Annotated in this window: 21 protein-coding genes; 12 read left to right on the plus strand and 9 right to left on the minus strand. The window is 74.7% G+C overall.

What is annotated here, in order from left to right:
- The 3 genes from ABD324_RS02280 to yaaA form a co-directional block, all read right to left on the minus strand.
- A partial coding sequence (locus ABD324_RS02280) for a DEAD/DEAH box helicase (protein WP_344411980.1) occupies positions 1-1,476 on the minus strand: 1,476 nt, incomplete at its 3' end.
- A gap of 343 nt (positions 1,477-1,819) precedes the next feature.
- The gene (locus ABD324_RS02285) at positions 1,820-2,692 is read right to left on the minus strand and encodes a serine protein kinase RIO (RefSeq protein ID WP_344411834.1); all 873 of its coding nucleotides are present in this window, start codon (positions 2,690-2,692) and stop codon (positions 1,820-1,822) included.
- Positions 2,693-3,009: 317 nt separating this feature from the next.
- Positions 3,010-3,756 (minus strand): peroxide stress protein YaaA, encoded by a 747-nt coding sequence (gene yaaA / locus ABD324_RS02290; RefSeq protein ID WP_344411835.1) that lies wholly within the window; start codon positions 3,754-3,756, stop codon positions 3,010-3,012.
- 85 nt (positions 3,757-3,841) lie between these two features.
- Here yaaA and ABD324_RS37130 point away from each other — a divergent pair, with 85 nt between their 5' ends.
- From ABD324_RS37130 to ABD324_RS02305, 4 genes are all read left to right on the plus strand, one after another.
- On the plus strand, positions 3,842-3,913 hold the full coding sequence (locus tag ABD324_RS37130; RefSeq protein ID WP_425565715.1) for a putative leader peptide: 72 nt from the start codon (positions 3,842-3,844) through the stop codon (positions 3,911-3,913).
- 54 nt (positions 3,914-3,967) lie between these two features.
- Positions 3,968-5,278: a bifunctional o-acetylhomoserine/o-acetylserine sulfhydrylase gene (locus ABD324_RS02295; RefSeq protein ID WP_344411836.1), complete on the plus strand. Its 1,311-nt coding sequence runs from the start codon at positions 3,968-3,970 to the stop codon at positions 5,276-5,278.
- A 3-nt stretch (positions 5,279-5,281) separates the two neighbouring features.
- On the plus strand, positions 5,282-6,397 hold the full coding sequence (gene metX / locus ABD324_RS02300; RefSeq protein ID WP_344411837.1) for a homoserine O-acetyltransferase MetX: 1,116 nt from the start codon (positions 5,282-5,284) through the stop codon (positions 6,395-6,397).
- Positions 6,398-6,506: 109 nt separating this feature from the next.
- Positions 6,507-7,676 carry a CaiB/BaiF CoA transferase family protein gene (locus ABD324_RS02305; RefSeq protein WP_344411982.1) on the plus strand — a complete coding sequence of 390 codons (1,170 nt, stop codon included), beginning with the start codon at positions 6,507-6,509 and terminating at the stop codon, positions 7,674-7,676.
- A 130-nt stretch (positions 7,677-7,806) separates the two neighbouring features.
- On the opposite strand, the gene ABD324_RS02310 is transcribed toward ABD324_RS02305, so the two are convergent.
- Complete coding sequence (locus tag ABD324_RS02310; protein WP_344411838.1) at positions 7,807-8,235, minus strand: PPOX class F420-dependent oxidoreductase; 429 nt, start codon at positions 8,233-8,235, stop codon at positions 7,807-7,809.
- 151 nt (positions 8,236-8,386) lie between these two features.
- Here ABD324_RS02310 and ABD324_RS02315 point away from each other — a divergent pair, with 151 nt between their 5' ends.
- The 3 genes from ABD324_RS02315 to ABD324_RS02325 all read left to right on the plus strand — a co-directional run bounded on the left by ABD324_RS02315 (position 8,387) and on the right by ABD324_RS02325 (position 12,485).
- Positions 8,387-10,162, plus strand: a complete 1,776-nt coding sequence (locus ABD324_RS02315) for a proline--tRNA ligase (protein ID WP_344411839.1) — start codon at positions 8,387-8,389, stop codon at positions 10,160-10,162.
- A gap of 121 nt (positions 10,163-10,283) precedes the next feature.
- The gene (locus ABD324_RS02320; protein WP_344411840.1) at positions 10,284-11,066 is read left to right on the plus strand and encodes an intradiol ring-cleavage dioxygenase; all 783 of its coding nucleotides are present in this window, start codon (positions 10,284-10,286) and stop codon (positions 11,064-11,066) included.
- A 72-nt stretch (positions 11,067-11,138) separates the two neighbouring features.
- The gene (locus tag ABD324_RS02325) at positions 11,139-12,485 is read left to right on the plus strand and encodes an FAD-dependent oxidoreductase (protein ID WP_344411841.1); all 1,347 of its coding nucleotides are present in this window, start codon (positions 11,139-11,141) and stop codon (positions 12,483-12,485) included.
- A 6-nt stretch (positions 12,486-12,491) separates the two neighbouring features.
- Here the strand turns inward: ABD324_RS02325 and ABD324_RS02330 are convergent, their stop codons facing one another.
- Together ABD324_RS02330 and ABD324_RS02335 are read right to left on the minus strand one after the other, a co-directional pair.
- Positions 12,492-14,360 carry a serine/threonine-protein kinase gene (locus ABD324_RS02330; protein ID WP_344411842.1) on the minus strand — a complete coding sequence of 623 codons (1,869 nt, stop codon included), beginning with the start codon at positions 14,358-14,360 and terminating at the stop codon, positions 12,492-12,494.
- A gap of 67 nt (positions 14,361-14,427) precedes the next feature.
- On the minus strand, positions 14,428-15,243 hold the full coding sequence (locus ABD324_RS02335) for a DUF8017 domain-containing protein (protein WP_344411843.1): 816 nt from the start codon (positions 15,241-15,243) through the stop codon (positions 14,428-14,430).
- Positions 15,244-15,337: 94 nt separating this feature from the next.
- Here ABD324_RS02335 and ABD324_RS02340 point away from each other — a divergent pair, with 94 nt between their 5' ends.
- Positions 15,338-15,664: a hypothetical protein gene (locus tag ABD324_RS02340; protein ID WP_344411844.1), complete on the plus strand. Its 327-nt coding sequence runs from the start codon at positions 15,338-15,340 to the stop codon at positions 15,662-15,664.
- Positions 15,665-15,697: 33 nt separating this feature from the next.
- On the opposite strand, the gene ABD324_RS02345 is transcribed toward ABD324_RS02340, so the two are convergent.
- Complete coding sequence (locus tag ABD324_RS02345; protein ID WP_344411845.1) at positions 15,698-16,108, minus strand: secondary thiamine-phosphate synthase enzyme YjbQ; 411 nt, start codon at positions 16,106-16,108, stop codon at positions 15,698-15,700.
- Positions 16,109-16,126: 18 nt separating this feature from the next.
- Between ABD324_RS02345 and ABD324_RS02350 the strand changes: the two genes are divergently transcribed.
- Complete coding sequence (locus tag ABD324_RS02350; RefSeq protein ID WP_344411846.1) at positions 16,127-17,146, plus strand: aminotransferase class V-fold PLP-dependent enzyme; 1,020 nt, start codon at positions 16,127-16,129, stop codon at positions 17,144-17,146.
- Here the strand turns inward: ABD324_RS02350 and ABD324_RS02355 are convergent.
- The gene (locus ABD324_RS02355) at positions 17,143-17,598 is read right to left on the minus strand and encodes a ferritin-like domain-containing protein (RefSeq protein ID WP_344411847.1); all 456 of its coding nucleotides are present in this window, start codon (positions 17,596-17,598) and stop codon (positions 17,143-17,145) included. The genes ABD324_RS02350 and ABD324_RS02355 overlap by 4 nt on opposite strands.
- A 10-nt stretch (positions 17,599-17,608) precedes the next feature.
- A complete protein-coding gene (locus ABD324_RS02360) occupies positions 17,609-18,148 on the minus strand; it encodes a hypothetical protein (protein ID WP_344411848.1) in 540 nt (179 codons plus the stop codon).
- A gap of 151 nt (positions 18,149-18,299) precedes the next feature.
- On the opposite strand from ABD324_RS02360, the gene rimP reads away from it, so the two are divergent.
- Genes rimP through ABD324_RS02375 form a run of 3 tightly spaced genes read left to right on the plus strand, consistent with a single transcriptional unit; the run spans position 18,300 to position 20,277 of the window.
- Positions 18,300-18,869, plus strand: coding sequence for a ribosome maturation factor RimP (gene rimP / locus ABD324_RS02365; RefSeq protein ID WP_344411849.1), 570 nt, complete (start codon positions 18,300-18,302; stop codon positions 18,867-18,869).
- Entirely contained in the window at positions 18,866-19,930 is a 1,065-nt protein-coding gene (gene nusA / locus ABD324_RS02370) for a transcription termination factor NusA (protein ID WP_344411850.1), read from the plus strand. The genes rimP and nusA overlap by 4 nt, the downstream gene beginning before the upstream one ends.
- A complete protein-coding gene (locus tag ABD324_RS02375; protein ID WP_344411984.1) occupies positions 19,927-20,277 on the plus strand; it encodes a YlxR family protein in 351 nt (116 codons plus the stop codon). Before nusA ends, ABD324_RS02375 begins: the two co-directional genes overlap by 4 nt.
- Positions 20,278-20,303: the final 26 nt, after the last annotated feature.

Consider the following 20,303-nt stretch of genomic DNA (forward strand, 5'->3'; position numbering starts at 1 on the left):
CCTGCCCGGGCCACGGCCGCGGCCGGCGCGGCGGGAGCCGCCCTGGCCCTCGGAGCGGCCCTGCCCCGCGCGGCCCTGGCCGGAGCGGGAGCCGCCCTGGCCCGAGCCCGCGGTGCCGAACTGGGCGCTGCGGCGATCGGCGCGGTTGCCGGCGGCGGCCGCGGACTCACCCGAGCCCGAACCGGAGCCCGATCCGGCGCTCCGACGACCTCCGCGGCGACGGCCGGAGCCGGAGGCGGGCTGCTGCTGGGGCGGCTTCGGGGCCTCGACCGGCACCCCGCTGGGCATCCGCGCGCCCGTGACCTCGATCAGCGCTGCCGAGCCCGGCCGTGCGTCCGCGACCTCGGGCCGCACGCCCGCCTGCCGCATCAGGGTGTCGACGTCCCGGCGCTCCTCGGCGGTGACCAGCGTGACGACCACGCCGGACTCGCCGCCGCGGGCCGTGCGGCCGGCGCGGTGCAGGTAGTCCTTCGGGTCGCCCGGCGGATCCACGTGCACGACGAGGCTGACGTCGTCGACGTGGATGCCGCGCGCCGCGACGTCCGTGGCGACCAGGACCGGGATGTCGCCGCTCTTGAACGCGTCGATGGCCCGGTTGCGGGCGTTCTGCGCCTTGCCGCCGTGCAGCGCGCTGGCCTGCACGCCCTCGCGGCGGAGCTGCTTGACCACGCGGTCGGCGCCGTGCTTGGTACGGACGAAGAAGATCGTCCGGCCCTCGCGTGCGGCGATCTCGTGCACGATCCGGTTCTTGTCCGTCTGGTGCACCAGGAGCAGATGGTGGTCCATCGTCTCGACGGGCGCGGCCGCGGACGCGACGGCCCGGGTGACCGGGTCGTGCAGGTAGCGCTCGACCAGGGTGGCCACCTCGTTGTCCAGCGTCGCGGAGAACAGCAGGCGCTGGCCGTCGGCCGGGGTGCGGTCGAGGATGCGCCGGACCTGGGGCAGGAAGCCCATGTCCGACATGCGGTCCGCCTCGTCGATCGCGGTGATCTCGACGGCGGAGAGGTCGCAGGTGCCCTCGCCCATGTGGTCGGTGAGCCGGCCGGGGGTGGCGACGAGCAGGTCGACGCCGCGCCGCAGCGTCTCGATCTGCCGGTTCATCGACATGCCGCCGACGACCGACGCGACGGTGAGGTGCAGGGCCTTGGCGAAGGGCTCCACCGCGTCCATCACCTGCTGCGAGAGCTCGCGGGTGGGGACGAGCACGAGGCCGCGCGGGCGGCGGGGCTCGGACCGGCTGCCGGCGAGCCGGGACACCAGGGCGAGGCCGAACGCGAGGGTCTTGCCGGAGCCGGTCTGGCCGCGCCCGAGCAGGTCGCGGCCCCGAAGGGTCTCCGGGAGGGTGGCGGCCTGGATCGGCCGGGGCTCGGCGAACCCCTCGGCGGCCAGGGCGCGCAGCACGGGCTCGGGGAGGCCGAGCTCGGCGAAGGTGGGCAGGCCGGTGGCCGGGACGGTCCAGAGGACCTCCTCCGGCATGGCCGAGTGGGCGGGCCGGGACTGCGGGGCACCGCCACCGCCGGAGCGGCGGCGCGGGGCCCCGCCGGAACGGCGGGACGGGCCACCCGAGCGCGAGGCAGGGCGGCGGGACGGACTGGTCACGAGACCTCCGGGACGTCGGCACGTCACTCGGAGCGGCGCGGGCGCGGGGCGCCGGCCGGCACATCGGGACGAGCCCGGGCGCGGTGGTGGGGAGTGCGCCCGATGGATGAGTGCAGGTACGCCGGGCATCAGGACCCGGGCGTTCGGATACCAGTCTACGGGCACCACGGCCGCCGGGTGCGCACGGTGCGTTGTGATCTCGCCCGCCACTCACAGGGGCTCAGGACAGGCCGGCCTCCTCCACCAGGGCGTGGAACAGTCGCTCGCCGGCCTCGGGACCGAGGCCGCGGGCGGTGAACCACTCGGCGACCCGCCGCACGTCGCGGACCAGGATCTCGGCCCCGTGCGGGTTCCCCACCAGGTCGACGACCTGGGGCAGGTCGATCAGCACCAGCCGGCCCTCGTGCACCAGCAGGTTGTAGGCCGAGAGGTCGCCGTGCGCCCACCCGAGGCGGGCGAGCCCGTGCAGTGCGGCCGTCAGCTGCTCCCACAGCTCCGCCAGCTCGGCGGGTCCGGGGCGCAGCTGGGCGAGCCGCGGCGCGGCCGTCTCCCCGCTGCCGACGAACTCCAGCAGCAGCTCCGTGCCGTCGAGCTGCACGGGATAGGGGACGGGCAGCCCCGCCGACCACAGCGTGCCGAGCGCGGCGAACTCCGCAGCGGCCCACTGCCCGGACAGCAGCTCCCGGCCGAACGACGACCGGTTGGCCATCGCGCGGGTCTCCCGGGAGCGGCGCACGCGGCGTCCCTCCAGGTAGCCGGCGTCGCGGTGGAACATGCGGTGCTCGGCGGTGCGGTACCGCTTGGCGGCCATGATCACCCCGGGCTCGCCGGGCACGGCCCGTTCGAGCAGGTGGACGTCGGCCTCCTTGCCGGTCTTGAGCACGCCGAGCTCGGTGTCGACGGCGGCGTGCGCCGTGACGACCCAGCCGGGCAGCGGGTCGGGTCCGTGCTGGGCGCCGGTCCAGGTGGACCAGCGGTCACCGGACGGTGGCGGGTCCGGCTCGTCCTGCAGGCGCAGGGCCGGGGTGGTCGGGGTGTCGATGTCGAGCTCGTCGTCGAACCGGCGACGGCGCTTGGGCATGCGCTCACGCATCGGTGAGGGGTCTCCTTGACGTGGGGGATCACCCCACGCGGGACTCAGCCTCGGCGCGGGGTGCGGCGGCTCGTGGGCGCGCTGCGGTGGGCACGGCAGCGCGCCGCCACCAGGGCGGCGGTCATGTCCGGCACACCTCCTGAGTCGGTCCGGCGAGGTGAGGGTCGCGTACGTGGCGACGGGGCGTCCACCGAGTTTCGGCGGCGGGCCCGATCGCCCCGACCCAGGGGTCTCGACGACGTCGCAGATGTGTGTTTCGGCCTACCGAAAGTGCCGACTCGCGGGTTGGGGGTCGGTGGACTCGGGGGTCGGGGTGGTCAGGCGGGGAGGACGAGGTCCAGGTGGGTGTCGCGGCGTTCGACCGTGAGGCCGGCCTTGCGGGCGATGCGGGCGACCGCGCCGGCGTCCTGGGGTTCGGCGCGGCTGCTCACCAGGAGTCGCGCCAGGGCACCCTTGTGGGACTTGTTGTGGTGGCTCACCACCGAGCGGCTCCCGTCCGGGCGTTCGGCGAGGACGTTGACCGTCACGGCGCCGGGGATGCGGGCGAGGGCGGCGTAGGAACCCGAGCGGAGGTCGACGACGAGCTGCTGGGCGGCGATCGCGGCCAGGACCGGCTCCAGGACGGGCCTCCAGCGGGCCGCCAGGGTGCCGCCGGCCGGGAGGGTGGAGCCGGCGGAGAGGCGGTAGGCGGGGATCGGGTCGCCCGCGTGGACCAGCCCGAAGAGGGCCGAGCAGGTGGCGAGCCGCTCCCGGGCGCGGCCTGCGGCGGCGCCGCGCAGGGAACGCACGTCGAGGGCGTCGTAGAGGACGCCGGTGTAGCGGGTGATCGCCGGGGCCGTGGGGGAGGTCCGGAGGGCGGCATTGCGGGCGATCTCGTCGTCCTGACGTTCCGAGATCCCCAGTGCCGCACGGGCTGCCGGGAGATCGGCCGCCAGCTCCACGACCTCGTCGACCAGGGCGTCGCGCACCGGGTCCAGCGCCGGGTGCGAGAGCGCCGCGAGGTCGAGCGGGGGACCGTCGCCACCGGCGAGCTTGGTCTCCGACGGGGGGAGCAGGACGAGCACCCGAGGAGGGTAGTCGCCGGCGTCCGCGACCACGGCCGGGCAGTGGTTGTTGTGCCGGTATGACGACCCCGTTACGGTCCCTCTCGTGATCCGTCTCGTGTCGCGCAGGCACGTCGATCTCCTGCGCGTGACCAGCGCTGCGTGTTGTGAGTCCTGAACAGCGCGCGCTGACCGTCCCCACACCCAGCCGAAGATCACCCAGGAGACCCCCATGACCGATCCCGCCGACCCGACCGCCGCCTGGTCCTTCGAGACCAAGCAGGTGCACGCCGGTGCCGCGCCCGACACCGCGACCGGTGCCCGCGCCACCCCGATCTACCAGACGACGTCGTACACCTTCCGGGACACCGACCACGCCGCCGCGCTCTTCGGGCTCGCCGAGCTGGGCAACATCTACACCCGGATCATGAACCCGACGCAGGACGTCCTGGAGCAGCGGATCGCCGCGCTCGAGGGCGGCATCGGGGCCGTCGCCGTCGCCTCCGGGCAGGCCGCGCAGACCCTCGCGATCCTCAACCTCGCGCAGGCCGGCGACCACTTCGTGTCGTCAGCGTCGCTCTACGGCGGCACGTACAACCTTTTCCACTACACGCTGCCGAAGCTCGGCATCGACGTCACGTTCGTCGACGACCCGGACAACGCCGAGGAGTGGCGCGCCGCGGTCCGCCCGAACACCAAGGCGTTCTACGCCGAGACCATCGGCAACCCGCGCAGCAACGTGCTGGACATCCGGCTCGTCGCCGACCTGGCCCACGAGGCCGGCGTGCCGCTGCTCGTGGACAACACGGTGCCGACGCCGTACCTGCTGCGGCCCTTCGAGCACGGCGCCGACATCGTGATCCACTCCGCCACCAAGTTCCTCGGCGGGCACGGCACCTCGATCGGTGGCGTGGTGGTCGACTCGGGCACCTTCGACTGGGGCTCCCAGGCCGCGAAGTTCCCGGGCCTGACCACACCGGACCCCAGCTACCACGGGCTGAACTACTGGGAGGCCCTCGGCCCGCTGGCCTTCCTGATCAAGTTCCGGGTGCAGCTGCTGCGCGACCTCGGGCCGGCCATCGCGCCGCTCAACTCGTTCCTGCTGATCCAGGGCATCGAGACGCTGTCGCTGCGCATCGAGCGGCACGTGCAGAACGCGCTCGCCGTGGCCGAGTGGCTCGAGGCGCGGGACGAGGTGGAGAAGGTCTACTACGCCGCGCTCCCGTCGAGCCCGTGGCACGCGGCGCAGCAGAAGTACCTGCCGCGCGGCGCGGGCGCCGTGGTGGCGTTCGACATCCGCGGCGGCGTGGAGGCGGGCAAGAAGTTCGTCGACGCGCTGGAGCTGCACAGCCACCTCGCCAACATCGGCGACGTGCGCAGCCTGGTGATCCACCCGGCGTCCACCACCCACAGCCAGCTCTCCGGCGAGGAGCAGCTGTCGACGGGTGTCGGGCCGGGCCTGATCCGGCTGTCGGTGGGCCTGGAGGGCATCGAGGACATCAAGGCGGACCTCGACGCCGGGTTCCGGGCCGCCAAGTCCTGAGAGATGACGACCGTCCTCCCTCCCGCCACCGGTGCGTGGCGGGAGGGGGCGGACGTCGGACGGCGGCAGTTCCTGCCGATCCCGCCGCTGGCGCTGGAGGCGGGGGGCGAGCTGCCCGGCGTCACGCTCGCGTACGAGACCTGGGGATCGCCGGCGCACCCGGCGGTCCTGGTGCTGCACGCCCTCACGGGGGACGCGCACGTCACCGGGCCGGCCGGGCCGGGCCACCCCACCGCGGGCTGGTGGGACACGCTGATCGGCCCGGGCCGCCCGCTCGACACGGAGCGGTACTTCGTGGTGGCGCCCAACATCGTCGGTGGCTGCCAGGGCAGCACCGGGCCGGCCTCGCGCGCGCCGGATGGGCGGACCTGGGGATCCCGGTTCCCGCTGGTCACGGCGCGGGACTCGGTGCGGGCCGAGGTCAACCTGGCGGACGCGCTGGGCGTGGCGTCGTGGGCGCTGGTCGTCGGCGGGTCGATGGGCGGGATGCGGGCGCTGGAGTGGGCGGCCTCCGAGCCCTCGCGGGTGGAGCGGCTCATGCTGCTGGCCTCGCCCGCGATCACCTCGGCGGACCAGATCGGCTGGGCCGCACCGCAGATCGCCGCCATCCGGGCCGACCCCGGCTGGCACGGCGGCGACTACCACGACCTCCCCCCGGGCTCGGGCCCGCACCAGGGGCTGGGGGTGGCGCGGCGGATCGCCCACCTGAGCTACCGCAGCGGGTTCGAGCTGGCGACCCGGTTCGGGCGGGCACCGCAGTCCGGTGAGGACCCGTTCCACGGTGGACGGTACGCGGTGGAGTCCTATCTGGACCATCACGCGGCGAAGCTGGTGCGGCGCTTCGACGCCGCCTCCTACGTGCGGCTCACCGAGCTGATGAACGCCCACGACGTCGGCCGGGGCCGGGGCGGGGTCGGCGCGGCCCTGGGCCGGGTCACGGCGCGCACCACCGTCGTCGGGATCAGCTCGGACCGGCTCTACCCGCTGGCGCAGCAGGAGGAGCTGGCCGCGGGCATCCCCGGCGCGCGGCTGCAGGTGATCGAGTCGCCCTACGGGCACGACGGCTTCCTCATCGAGTCCGACGCGGTCGGCCGGCTCGCGGCGGAGCTGCTGGCCTGAGCGCGGCCCGGCTCGCAGGTCGCGGGCGTGAGCCGCTCGCTTGACCCGGGGCGGGGGCCCGGCGTTGCATGCGGAGGTGATCAGTTCCGCGACGGAGGGGAGCGTGCCGATGCTGCAGGGCGTCCGCGTCGTCGACCTCACCACGACGTTCATGGGCCCCTACTGCACGATGCTGCTGGCCCGCATGGGCGCGGACGTGATCAAGGTCGAGGCGCCCGGTGGGGACGTCGTGCGCCGGATCGGGCCGAGCCGGAACCCGGGAATGGGACCGGTGTTCCTGGCCGCCAACCACGGCAAGCGCAGCGTGGTGCTGGACCTCAAGGATCCCGACGGCCTCGCCGCGCTGCGGGACCTGGTCGCCGGGGCGGACGTGTTCGTGACGAACCTGCGGCCCGCCGCCGTCGCGACGCTGGGGGTGGGAGCGGCGGACCTGGCGGCTTCCGGGCTCGTGCACTGCACGCTGCCGGGCTTCGGCAGCGCCGGGCCGTACGGGGACAGGGCGGCGTACGACGACGTCATCCAGGCCGGGTGCGGGCTCGCCGCGGTGCAGGGCGGGTCCGGGGAGCCGGACTACGTGCGGTCGGTCGTCGCGGACAAGACGGTGGCGCTCATGGCGTCGAGCGCGATCCTCGCAGCGCTGGTCGGTCGGGCGGCCACGGGCCGCGGACGGGTCCTCGAGGTGCCGATGTTCGAGACGATGGCCTCGTTCACGTTGCTGGAGCAGCAGTTCGGGCACGTGTTCACCCCGCCCGAGGGGCCGGTCGTCTACCCGCGCACGGCCTCGCCGAACCGGCGGCCGTACCGGACGGCGGACGGGTACCTGGGCGTCGTCGTCTACACGGACAAGCAGTGGCTCACGTTCTTCGACCTGATCGAGCGCCCGGACCTGGCCGCGGACCCACGGTTCGCCACGATCACCGGCCGGACCGACAACATCGACGAGCTCTACGGGCTGCTCGCCGCGGTGCTGCCGGCGCGGACCACGGCGGAGTGGGTCGCGGTGCTCGACGCCGCCGGGATCCCCGCGCAGCCGGTCCTGGGGGTGGACGACGTGCTCGCCGACCCGCACCTGGCCGAGGTCGGTCTGTTCGAGCCCGTCGCGCACCACTCCGAGGGCGCGCTGGAGCTGCCCCGGCTGCCGGTGACGGTCGACGGCGCCGCCGCGGCGCCGGTGCGGGGTGCGCCCCGGCTGGGGGAGCACGGCGAGGAGGTCCTGCGGGAGGCCGGGTTCACGGCGGAGCGGATCGCGGCCCTGCGCGCCTCCGGCACACTGGGCTGAGCGCGCCGGGATGAACGACAGCCACCTCGCGGGGCCACCCGGACGTGGCCCTGGTTCCTCTCGGCACGGGATGGACCGGGCGCGGGTTCGACCGGGCGCGGGTTCGACCGGCGCGGGTGACCGGCGTGCGTCAGCGGATCTTCGCGCCGTAGACCTTCTCGACCGTCATGACCATCAGGACCCGACGGTCGTCGACCATCACCTGGCGGTACTCCGCCCAGTCCGGGTGCTCGCCCGCGGCCTTGCGGTAGTAGTCGACCAGCGCTTCCACCTCGGAGGAGTCCGGGCTCGACCCCGGCCCCGTCAGGGTCACGGGACCCTCCGCGGTCGCCCACGCCCAGCCGTCGCCGCTGGTGACCTCGAGGGCGGCGCGGGGATCGCGGCGCAGGTTGGCGGTCTTGGCCCGGCCCTCGGTCATCGACACCGAGATCGTCCCGGCCTCGCGGTCGTAGAAGGGGGTGACGGGGGAGAGCTGCGGGCTCCCGTCCTTCTTGATCGTCGCGAGGACGCCGAGGCGCGCCTCGGCGAGGAGGGCGTGGAGGTCGATGTCGTGGGTCACACCCCTGCCAACCGGGGCCCGGCGCCGGGTGTTCCGGATCGAGATGAACCTCAGGGCGAATCGGACCATGATCGACAGTGCCTGAGGTTCATCTCGGCGGTTCGGGTAACCGGGGTGAAGCGGGACGAGGTCCCTCGTTACGCTGCTGCGGGTGTTGACCAGGATGTCGTCGCTGTTCCTCCGCACCCTCCGCGAGGACCCGGCCGACGCGGAGGTGCCCAGCCACAAGCTGCTGGTCCGCGCCGGCTACGTCCGCCGCGTCGCCCCGGGCGTCTACTCCTGGCTGCCGCTCGGGCTGAAGGTGCTGCGGCGCATCGAGAACATCGTGCGCGAGGAGATGGACGCCATCGGCGGCCAGGAGATCCAGTTCCCCGCGCTGCTGCCCCGCGAGCCCTACGAGGCCACGAACCGCTGGACCGAGTACGGGCCGAACATCTTCCGCCTCAAGGACCGCAAGGGTGGGGACTACCTGCTCGGGCCCACCCACGAGGAGCTGTTCACCCTCGCGGTGAAGGGCGAGTACAGCTCGTACAAGGACTATCCCGTCGTCCTCTACCAGATCCAGAACAAGTACCGGGACGAGGAGCGGCCCCGCGCGGGGATCCTGCGCGGCCGCGAGTTCCTGATGAAGGACTCGTACTCCTTCGACCTGACCGACGAGGGGCTCGCCGAGTCCTACGGGAAGCACCGCGCGGCCTACATCCGGATGTTCGAGCGGCTCGGCCTGAAGTACGTCATCGTGGCCGCGACCTCGGGCGCGATGGGCGGCTCGGCGTCGGAGGAGTTCCTGGCCGAGTCCGAGACCGGCGAGGACACCTTCGTACGCGGGCCCGGCGGGTACGCGGCCAACGTCGAGGCCGTGACGACGCCCGCGCCCCCGGCGCAGCCGATCGAGGGCAAGCCCGCGGCGGCCGTCCACCACACGCCCGACACCCCCACCATCGAGACGCTGGTGGACTTCCTGAACGCCCACTACGAGAGCGCCGGCGGAACGAGCGTCGGCGCGGACCGGAAGTTCACCGCGGCGGACACGCTGAAGAACGTGCTGCTCAAGACCCGGCAGCCCGGTGCGACGGACTGGGAGCTGCTCGCGATCGGGGTGCCCGGGGACCGCGAGGTCGACATGAAGCGCGTCGAGGCCGGGCTGGAGCCCGCCGAGGTCGCGCTCCTGGAGGAGAAGGACTTCGCGGCGAACCCGTTCCTGGTGAAGGGCTACATCGGGCCGAAGGCGCTGCAGGACAACGGGGTGCGCTACCTCGTCGATCCCCGGGTCGTCACCGGCACGGCATGGGTGACGGGTGCGGACGAGGTGGACCACCACGTCGTCGACCTGGTGGTGGGGCGGGACTTCACACCCGACGGCACGGTCGAGGCCGCCGAGGTGCGCGCCGGTGATCCCTCGCCGGACGGGCAGGGCGTGCTCGAAGCCGCGCGCGGCATCGAGATCGGGCACATCTTCCAGCTCGGCCGCAAGTACGCGAACGCGTTCTCCCTCGATGCCCTGGGGCCGGACTCCAAGCCGGTCCGGATCACCATGGGCTCCTACGGCGTGGGCGTCTCGCGGCTCGTCGCGGCGGTCGCCGAGCAGAGCCACGACGAGTCCGGCCTGGTGTGGCCCCGCTCGGTCGCCCCGTTCGACGTGCACGTGGTCATCGCGCACAAGAACAATCCCGAGCTGTTCGAGGGCGGCGAGTCGCTGGCGGCGGAGCTCGAGGCCGCGGGCCTGTCCGTGATCCTCGACGACCGCAAGGCCAGCCCCGGCGTGAAGTTCGCGGACGCCGAGCTGCTGGGCGTCCCCACGATCGTCGTGGTGGGCCGCGGCCTGGCGGAGGGGACGCTGGAGCTCAAGGACCGGGCGACCGGCGAGCGCACCGAGATCCCGCGCGAGGGTGCCGCCGAGGCGATCGCGGCGATCGTCCGCAGCTGACCCTGTGAGTGCGGATAGTCGCCATAGCGACTATCCGCACTCACGAGGCACACAGGGCACACACAGCTGGACCGGGCAGGGTGGTCGGAACCGGACGGACCCACCACCTCCAGGAGCAACCGTGCCCGATCATGACGACTTCGGCGGGATCTCCCGCGACCTGCCGCGGCTGCTCGGCCGCCGGCGGCTGCTCGGGCTGCTCGCCGGTGCGGGGGCGCTGGCCGTGGCGGGGTGCGGCGCGGCGGCCACCACGAGCTCGTCCGCGAGTACGACCGCGGCCGCGAGCTCGGGCGAGATCCCGCAGGAGACCGCCGGGCCCTTTCCTGCCGACGGCTCCAACGGCCCCAACGTCCTCGACGACGCCGGGATCGTGCGCCGTGACATCCGGTCGAGCTTCGGCGGCTCGACGACGGTCGCCGAGGGCGTGCCGCTCGCGATCACGCTGAACCTCACCCGCGACGGCGCCCCGCTGGCCGGCGCCGCCGTGTACCTCTGGCACTGCGACCGCGCCGGGAACTACTCGCTCTACTCGCGCGGCGTGACCGGCGAGAACTACCTGCGCGGCGTCCAGGAGACGGACGCGGCCGGCGCGGTGCGCTTCACCAGCATCTTCCCGGCCTGCTACTCGGGCCGCTGGCCGCACGCGCACTTCGAGGTCTACGAGTCCCTCGGGAAGGCGACCTCCAGCGGGAACGCGATCTCCACCTCACAGCTGGCGCTCCCGAAGGACGTCTGCGACACCGTGTACGCCACCGCGGGCTACGAGCAGAGCATCCGCAACCTCTCGCAGGTCTCGCTGACCAGCGACAACGTCTTCCGCGACGACGGCGCGGCCCGCCAGCTCGCGACCACGGCGGGCAGCGTGGCGGCCGGGTACACCGCCACCCTCGCGGTTCCCGTGTGATCTTCACCATTAGGTAAGGCTTGCCTATCTTCGCTACGGTCGACAGTGTTCGACGTGTGGTGAGGAGCAGGCATGGTGCGAGCGTTGCGGGTGGCCGTCATCGGGGCCGGCCCGGCCGGGATCTACACGGCCGACACCCTGATGAGGTCCGGCGTCGCGTGCAGCGTCGACCTGTTCGACCGGTTGCCGGCCCCGTTCGGGCTGGTCCGCTACGGCGTCGCGCCCGACCATCCGCGGATCAAGGGGATCGTGCACGCGCTGCACCGCGTCCTCGACACGCCCGGGGTGCGGCTGTTCGGCAACGTCGAGTACGGGCGGGACCTGCTGCTCGCCGACGTCCGCATGCTCTACGACGCGGTGGTCGTCTCCACCGGCTGCGAGCGGGACCGCGACCTCGACATCCCCGGCATCGACCTTCCCGGCAGCCACGGCGCCGCCCGGTTCGTGCAGTGGTTCGACGGGCACCCGGACGTCTCGCGGGACTGGACGCTCGACGCCGAGCACGTCGGCGTCATCGGCGCCGGGAACGTCGCCCTCGACGTGGCGCGGGTACTGGCCAAGGCGGCGGACGACATGCTCGACACCGAGATCCCCGACAACGTGCACGCCGGGCTCGCCGCCAACCGCGCCACGGACGTCCACGTCTTCGCCCGCCGCGGCCTCGCGCAGGCGAAGTTCACGCCGATGGAGCTGCGCGAGCTCGACCACGTGCCGGGCGTCGAGGTGGTCGTCGATCCGGAGGACGTGGAGTTCGACGACGGCTCGCTCGCCGCGCTGCGGGAGAGCAAGCAGACCCAGATGGTCGTGCGGACGTTGCAGGACTGGGCGATGCGCGACCGGCGGCGCACCCCGCGGCGGCTGCACCTGCACTTCCTCGCCAACCCGGTCGCGGTGCTGGGTACCGACCGGGTCACCGGGCTGCGCACCGAGCGGATGGCGCTCGACGGCCACGGCGGGGTCACCGGCACCGGGGTCCACACGGACCATCCGCTGCAGGCGCTCTACCGGGCCGTCGGGTACATCGGGTCGGAGCTGCCCGAGCTGCCGTTCGACCGGCTCACCGGCACGACGCCGCACCGGGCGGGCCGGATCGTGGACTTCGACGGGCAGCCCGTGCCGGGGCTCTACGCGTCGGGCTGGATCAAGCGCGGCCCGATCGGGCTGATCGGGCACACCAAGGGCTGCGCGCTCGAGACCGTCACCAGCCTGCTCGCGGACCGCGAGGAGCTCACGCCCGCCCCGGTGCCGGACCCCGCGGCCGTCGTGGAGCTGCTGGAGGAGCGGGGCACGGCCTACACGACGTGGGACGGCTGGCTGCGCCTGGACAAGCACGAGCGGCGCCTCGGCGAGGCCCGCGGCCGCGACCGCATCAAGGTCGTCCCGAGACGGGAGATGACGGAGATCTCCCGAGCCTCCTGACCGAGGTCAGGGGGTGCGGAAGTCGCTGGCGCTCCACCAGTCGTAGAGGGTGGTCATGTCGCCGTCGGAGCGGCGGAGGTAGCCGAACGCCTTGGCGGTGTCGTCGATCCAGAACAGGAAGGCGGCGCCGCTCGCCGCGTCCTTGTAGCAGCCGACGCGACCGGCGTCCTGGTCGTTCACGCTGTACCCGGTGGCGAGGGTGGCGCCGGTCTTGCAGGACGAGTGCTGGCCGTTCTCGACGACCGGGACGTTCGCCGCGCGGGCCGCGCCGGCGAAGGCCTCGTCGAGCTCGGCCTGCTGCGCGTACCGGCTGAAGGTGGCGCCGTCCGGACCGTCGGCCGGCCCGCCCTCGCAGAGCACGTAGGCCACGGCGCCGATGGAGCGGCTCACCGAGTCGTCCGGCACGCAGGTGGCGGCGGTGAAGCCCGGCGGGAGGTCCGCGACCAGCGCTGCCGCGGGCGAGCCCGGGGCGGCGGGACCGGCCGAGGGCAGCGCGGTGCCGGGTGCGATCTGGGGGGCGGTCGAGCGGGGGCCGGCCGTCTGGGCGGCGCTCGACGACCCGGCGCCCTGGGTGGTGCCGGTGTCCTTGCGGGAGTTGACGAGCAGGACGGCCGCGACCACGAGCCCGGCCACCACCACGAGCGCGCCGGCGATCGCCGCGATCATGCCGGCCCGGGAGCGTTTCGGGGGCGTCGGGGCCTGCTGCGCACCCCAGGTGGGCTGCTGCCCCCAGGCGCCAGGGTTGCTCTGCTGGCCCTGCCCCGGACCGCTCGGCCGGCCCCAGGCGCCCGGGTCGCTCTGCTGGGCCCATCCGCCCGGGCCGCCCTGGTGTCCCCATCCACCCGCCCCGGGCTGCTGGGGGTCGCTCTGCTGGCCCCACGCGGGGTGGCCGTTCGGCGGTGGGTACGGGCCGGGAGCCGGGGTCGGGGTCCAGGGCGTCCCGACCTGGGTCTCGGGGGCGCCGAAGACCGAGGTGCGCGTGTCGCCGGACGCCGGGGGAGGGGCGGTCGGGGCCGACCCGTTCGAGGCCCCCACCGCCGCCCGGGCGGCGGAGGCCAGAGCCCCCGCCGTCGGGTGGCGGTGGTCCGGGTCCTTCGCCATGCCCCGCGCCACCACGTCGGCCAGCGCGGCAGGCACGTCCGCGCGGTCGATCGGGGGCGGGGGCAGGGACAGATGGGCGTGCATCAGGGTGGGCAGGTCGCCGGCGAACGGGGCCTGCCCGGTGAGCGCCTGGTGCAGCACGCAGGCCAGGGCGTAGACGTCGACCCTGCGGTCCGCCGGGATGCCGTGGAAGCGCTCCGGGGCGAGGTAGGCCACCGAGCCGGGCACGGTGCCGGTGCGGGTGAGCTGCTCGGCGCCCGGCTCGCTCGCGCCGGAGGAGCTGGCGATGCCGAAGTCGAAGAGGTAGGCGAACACCTCGCCCGGGTCGACGGGGCGGTCGTCCGCGACGCCGGTGAGCAGGATGTTCGAGGGCTTGACGTCCCGGTGGACCATGCCCTCGGCGTGCGCCGCGTCGAGCGCGCTGGCCACCTGCGAGATCACCGCGACGGCCGCGGCGGGCGCGAGGGGCCCGTGGGCGTGCAGCCAGGCGCCGAGGTCGCTGCCCTCGACGAGGCGCATGTCCAGGTAGAGCCGGCCGTCGATCTCGCCGAAGCGGTGGATGGGCACGACGTGCGGCTCGCGGAGCTTGGCCGCGGCCCGGCACTCGCGGCGGAAGCGCTCGGTGTACTCGGCGTCGACCGCCAGCGCGGGCGGCAGCACCTTGAGCGCCACCTCGCGGTCCGTCTCGGTGTCGAAGGCGCGGTAGACCTCGCCCATCCCGCCGCGGCCGAGCAGCTCCTCGATCGTGTAGGGGCCGAACGTCGTGCCCTGCACCCTGCCCCCGATCGCGCCGTCGCTCCGCGTGTGATCTCGGTGGGCGCCGCGGGGCCGTTACCGGACGCTACCGGTCCGGCAGCGTGACGCTGTCGACGACCGCCCGCAGCGCCTCGTGGCTCGTCAGCGCGGGGGTGTCCGGGCCGCCCTCGCGGTCCGCGTTGGCGACGAGCACGGCGGTGCCCCCGGCGACCGGGACGGCCAGCACGAAGGTGGTGCCGCTGCCCGCGAGGCAGCCCGCGTCGGCGGTGGCGGTGGAGGTGACCTCGACCAGGACGGCGGTGACCTCGCCGATCCGGACCTGCTGCGGCGCACCGGTCTGCAGCCGCGGGAGCTGGCCGCCCAGCCCCGTGTAGAAGCTGCGGCCGAAGCCGTTGGCGAACCGGCGCGCCGTCACGCTCGGGTCGGCGCTCGTGCGGACCAGGGCGCTCGACACCACCCCGCGGACGTAGTGGCCGCCGCGGCACTCGTAGGACGGACCGGTGGCGCCCCCGCTGAAGGTGACGCCGAGGGTGCGTGGCCCGTCGCCGGGCACCGCCGTCCAGTCGCCGGGCACGGCGTAGCCGATCCACGGCTCGCCGACGGTGCGGAAGCCGGCGGGGACGCGCGGGCCGAACGTGTCCGCGATCAGGTAGGCGCCGCCGCCGAGCGCGGCCAGCACCAGGACGACGACGGCGGCCACGGCCGGCGCGATCCGGCGTCGCGCGCGGGGCGGCGCCGGGGGCGCCGGGGGCGCGGGGGCCCACGGATGGCCGGGTGGGAGCGGATCGGCGGGCGAGGGCAACGGAGGCTCGCCGGGTCGACCGGGGACCGCGGGATAGCGCTGGCCCGGCCAGCGGGGAAGGTCCGGATCGGTCGGTTCGGGAGGTTCCGGACCGCTCACAGGGCCGAGGGTAGCCCGGGGGAGGGGTCCGGTGGGCGACCCGTGGCCCGACGGGAACTCGACGGGACCGCGGCGGTGTGGTGGGGTGTCGGGCGTGTCGACGGCACCCGAGGGCTACCGGACCCTGGTCCGGGCGATGTGGGCCGTCCCCGTGGTGGTGGCGGTCGCGGCCGCCGTGGTGTTCCTCACCGGGAACGGGACGGCCGGCGGGGTGTTGCTCGCGTTCGCCCTGATCTCCGTGGAGCCCGCGCGCCGGGTGATGCTGGCCCAGCTGCCCGTCACGGACCTGGACCCGGACGAGATCGCCGAGCTCCGGGAGCTGCGCACGGACGAGGGCGAGGCCGCCGCCGTGCACCGGCTGCGCGAGCTGCGCCCCGCGGCGGGATCGGCCGCCGCGGCCCGGACGGTGCGGGGGCTCTAGCGGCGCGCAGGAGGCCCGACCTGCGGCCCCTCCCTAGCCCGCGAGGAACGAGAGCCGGACCGTGCGGACGGGGTTGTCGATGTTGGTGTCCACCAGGCAGATCGACTGCCAGGTGCCCAGCGCCGGGCGGCCGTCGAGCACCGGGACGGACAGGCTCGGGGAGACGAGGGCGGGGAGCACGTGGTCGCGGCCGTGACCGGAGCTGCCGTGGCGGTGCTCCCAGCGGTCGTCCGCGGGCAGCAGCGTGCGCAGCGCGGCGAGGAGGTCGGTGTCGCTGCCGGCCCCCGTCTCGATCACGGCGATCCCGGCCGTCGCGTGCGGGACCCAGACGTTCAGCAGGCCCTCGCGGGCGCCCGCCCCGCGCAGGTACCCGTCGATCCGGGGGCCCAGGTCGACCACCTGCTCGGTCCCGCCGGTCCGGATCTCGATCAGCTCGGTGCGCATGTCCCTAGGCTAGGAGGGATGCGAGAGGCACGTGAGGCATTCGGACGGATCTTCGAGGTGCCCGCGGGGTACCTGAACACCGCGTCGGTGGGGGTGCCGACGACCGCGACGGCGGACGCGGTCGCCGTCGCGCTCGACGCCTGGCGGCACGGCACCGGCCGGGCCACGGACTTCGACGGCGTGGTGGCCGCCGCCCGGGCGGCCTTCGGGACCCTGGTCGGGGTCCCGGCCGGGCGGGTCGCGGTGGGCGGCTCGGTGTCTCCGCTGGTCGGGCTGGTGGCGGCGGCGGTCCCGGACGGGGCGCGGGTCGCGGTCCCGGTGGGGGAGTTCAGCTCCGTGAGCTACCCGTTCGCGGTGCAGGGCCGCGGGATCACGGTCACCGAGGTGCCGCCCGCCGAGCTGGCCGACGCCGACGCGGACTGGATCGCGGTGAGCGTCGTGCAGTCCCTCGACGGCCGGATCGCCGACCTCGACGGGCTGCGCGCGGCCCGCGGGCGCGGCACCCGGGTACTGCTCGACGTCACCCAGGCCGCGGGCTGGCTGCCGCTCGCGCTGGACTGGGCGGACGCGGTGGTCGGGGCCTGCTACAAGTGGCTGTTCGCGCCGCGGGGGGCCGCGTGGATGGCCGTGCACCCCGATCTGGACCTCGTGCCGCACGCGGCCAACTGGTACGCCGCCGCGGACCCCTGGGGCAGCACGACCGGGCTGCCGCCCGTGCTCCCGGACGAGGCGCGCCGGCTCGACGCCTCGCCCGCCTGGTACTGCCACGTCGGCGCCGCGGACTCGCTCGGCTGGCTCGCCGGGCTGGACCTCACGGCCGTCCACCGGCACTGCGGGGGCCTGGCGGACCGGGTGCGCGACGGGCTGGGCATCGCGCCGACCGGATCGGCGATCGTCCACGTCGACCGGCCGGACGCGGCGGAGCGGCTGACCGCGGCCGGGCTCGCCGTCACGGCGCGGGGCGGCGGGGCGCGGATGTCCTTCGCGCTCTACAACTCCGACGACGACGCCGACCGCGCCCTGAAGGCCCTGCTCTAGCGTTCGATCCCGGGCAGGGCCGGGACCGTCGGCAGGGTGCCGGTGGCGGCCCGCCAGCGCGAGGCCCGCACGACGCCGGCGCTCAACGCCTGCAGCGCCGCCACCCGCAGCTGCTGCGACGTGGTCTGCTCCAGCACCGAGCGCCAGCCGGCGAGGACGTCGTTCTCGGCGGTGACGATCAGCCGCCCGGCGGACAGCACGTCGGTGACCGGGACCCCGGTGGCATAGGCGGGCTGGGCGGAGACCGGGCGGGCGCCGACGTCGGTGAGGGTCTGCTCGACCTGGGTGCGCAGGGTGCGGTGCTCGTCGATGTCCTTGCGCGCCTGGGTCGCCTGGTCCGCGGGCACGAACGCGAGGACGAGCGTGTAGCACCAGAGCGCGGCGTGCTCGGCCGCGAGCACCCGTTGCAGGGAGTCGATCGAGGCCTGGTCCAGCGCGACCGCACCGCTCATCGGAGATCCTTCATCCCAGCACCGTCGCGTAGGCCGCGCAGCACGCCGCCACCGAGCCGACGAGGCCGGCTCGGGCCTTCGGCAGGGTGGGCACCAGGACGGCGGCCTCGCGGGCCGCGGCGTCCACGGCCTTCTGCACCGCCGCCAGATCGGCGCTCCCGGCCGGGGCGGCCGCCGCCGGGGCCGGGGTGGGTGTCGTGGTCGCGCCGGCGTACCGGGCGATCTCCTTCTCCAGGGCGCCGGCGTGGTCCGCGCGGGCCGAGCGCACGGGGTCGAGCCGGTCGGTCAGCTTCGGGTCGGCGGTGATGGCCGCGGTGACGAGCGCGGTGTCCGTGCGGGCCCGCTGGGCGAGCGCGACGAGGGGGTCCGGGGCCTCCTCGCCGGAGGCCCGGCTGCACGCCGCGAGGGCGGGGCCGGCGAGGGCGAGGCCGCCCAGTGCCGCACCGAGGCCGAGAACGCGGCGCCGGGCCAGCGGGCGCCGGGCCACCTGGCCGCCGGACTCCGGCGGGACCTCCCGGGCGCCGGCGGGGAGCTGCTCGCCGGGATGCACGGAGCGTCATCCTGCCAGCCCCCTTCGTGGTGTCCCGCCGTGGGTCGCCCGCTCCGCCCGTGGCCGTCGGCCGGGTGGGCGCGCGATAGGCTGGACGGCCGTCCGGCCCGCAGGCCGGAGGACCCGCGGAACGACCCTCACGAGGAGCCCCATGCCCAGCCCCGTCCCCGAGCAGCTGGAGCGGTTGCGCGGCGTGCTGGAGCCCGTCGTCGCCGGCGCCGGTTTCGAGATCGACGACCTGGAGGTCCGGGCGGCCGGGCGCACGCACATCGTGAAGGTCGTGGTGGACGTGCCGGCCGACTCGGAGGCCTCGGGCGTCGGTCTCGACGCGATCGCCCGGCTCAGCCGCGCGGCCGCCGAGGAGCTGGACGGCCACGAGCACCTGATCGCGGGGTCGTACACCCTGGAGGTCACCTCGCCGGGCGTCGACCGCCCGCTGACCCGGCCGCAGCACTGGCGCCGGGCGCGGCAGCGGCTGGTCCGGGTGACCACCGCGGCGGGGACCCGGGACCTGCGGGCGGGGCGGGCCGGGCCGGACGCCGTCGACGTCGTCGAGGCCGGGGCGAAGAAGCCGGCGCGCGAGCAGCTGCGCTACGCGGACGTGACGCGGGCCGTCGTGCAGGTGGAGTTCAACGCTCCACCGGCGGCCGAACTGGAGGCACTGGGCCTGGCGGCAGAGGCCGGCGCCGAGGACCGCGCCGAGAACGAGGAGCAGGCATGAACGTCGACATCGCCGCACTGCGGGCGATCGAGCGGGACAAGGACATCCCGTTCGACCTGGTCATCGATGCCATCGAGACCGCGCTGCTCACCGCCTACAAGCACACCGACGGCCACCAGGCCGACGCGCGGATCGACATCGACCGCAAGAGCGGTCTCGTCCGGGTGCTGGCGCAGGAGCTGGCCGAGGACGGCACCGTCGCCCAGGAGTGGGACGACACCCCGAGCGGCTTCGGCCGGATCGCGGCGACCACCGCGCGCCAGGTCATCGTGCAGCGCCTGCGCGACGCCGAGCACGAGCGCACCTACGGCGAGTTCTCCGCGAAGGAGGGCGAGGTCATCGCCGGCGTGATCGCGCGGGACGCCAAGGCCAACGCGCGCGGCGTGGTCGTCGTCTCGCTCGGTGGCCAGATCGAGGGCGTGCTGCCGGCCACCGAGCAGGTGCCGGGGGAGTCCTACGAGCACGGCGAGCGGATCCGCTGCTACGTGGTCGGGGTGAGCCGCGGGATGCGCGGCACCCAGATCATGCTCAGCCGCACGCACCCCAACCTCGTGCGCAAGCTGTTCGCCCTCGAGGTCCCCGAGCTCGTCGACGGGTCGGTGGAGATCACCGCCGTGGCCCGCGAGGCCGGGCACCGCTCCAAGATCGCCGTCCGGGCGACGGTGTCGGGCGTGAACCCCAAGGGCGCCTGCATCGGCCCGATGGGCCAGCGGGTGCGCAACGTGATGAGCGAGCTGTCCGGCGAGAAGATCGACATCATCGACTGGGCGGAGGACCCGGCGACGTTCGTGGGCAACGCCCTCTCGCCGTCGAAGGTGGTGTCGGTCACGGTGATCGACCCGAAGACGCGGACCGCGCGGGTGGTCGTGCCGGACTTCCAGCTGTCCCTCGCGATCGGCAAGGAAGGCCAGAACGCGCGGCTCGCGGCCCGGCTGACCGGCTGGCGGATCGACATCCGCAGCGACGCCGACCCCCGCGAGAACGCGGGCGGGCCGGACGCGCCGGAGGGGCCCGGTGACCCGGATCCCGCCCGCGATGCCGGTACGGAGTCGGTCGGCTGACGAACGACGCGCTACACTCGTCATCGGCCCGCCACCGGGCGCCGGAACCCGTACGCACCTGCGTCGGGTGCCGCTCCCGGGAGCTGGCCGCCGGTCTGTTGCGCGTCGTCGCGGTGGACGGGGCCCTGGTCCCGGATCCGCGCAGACGCCTCCCCGGCCGGGGTGCCTGGGTGCACCCCCGGCCGGAGTGTCTCGACCGGGCCGAGCGCCGCTCGGCGTTCCCGCGGGCACTTCGTGTCCCGGGGCCGCTGGACTCCGCCGAGGTCCGGATCCATCTGGGGCAACAGGAGGGTGCCGGGACAGCCCCGGCGCCGTCATTCACGGAAGACAAGGTCGACCCGTCATGAGCCAGTCGTGAAGATCGCACCATGAA

The sequence above is a fragment of the Pseudonocardia ailaonensis genome (genome assembly GCF_039531635.1).
Lineage (GTDB): Bacteria > Actinomycetota > Actinomycetes > Mycobacteriales > Pseudonocardiaceae > Pseudonocardia > Pseudonocardia ailaonensis.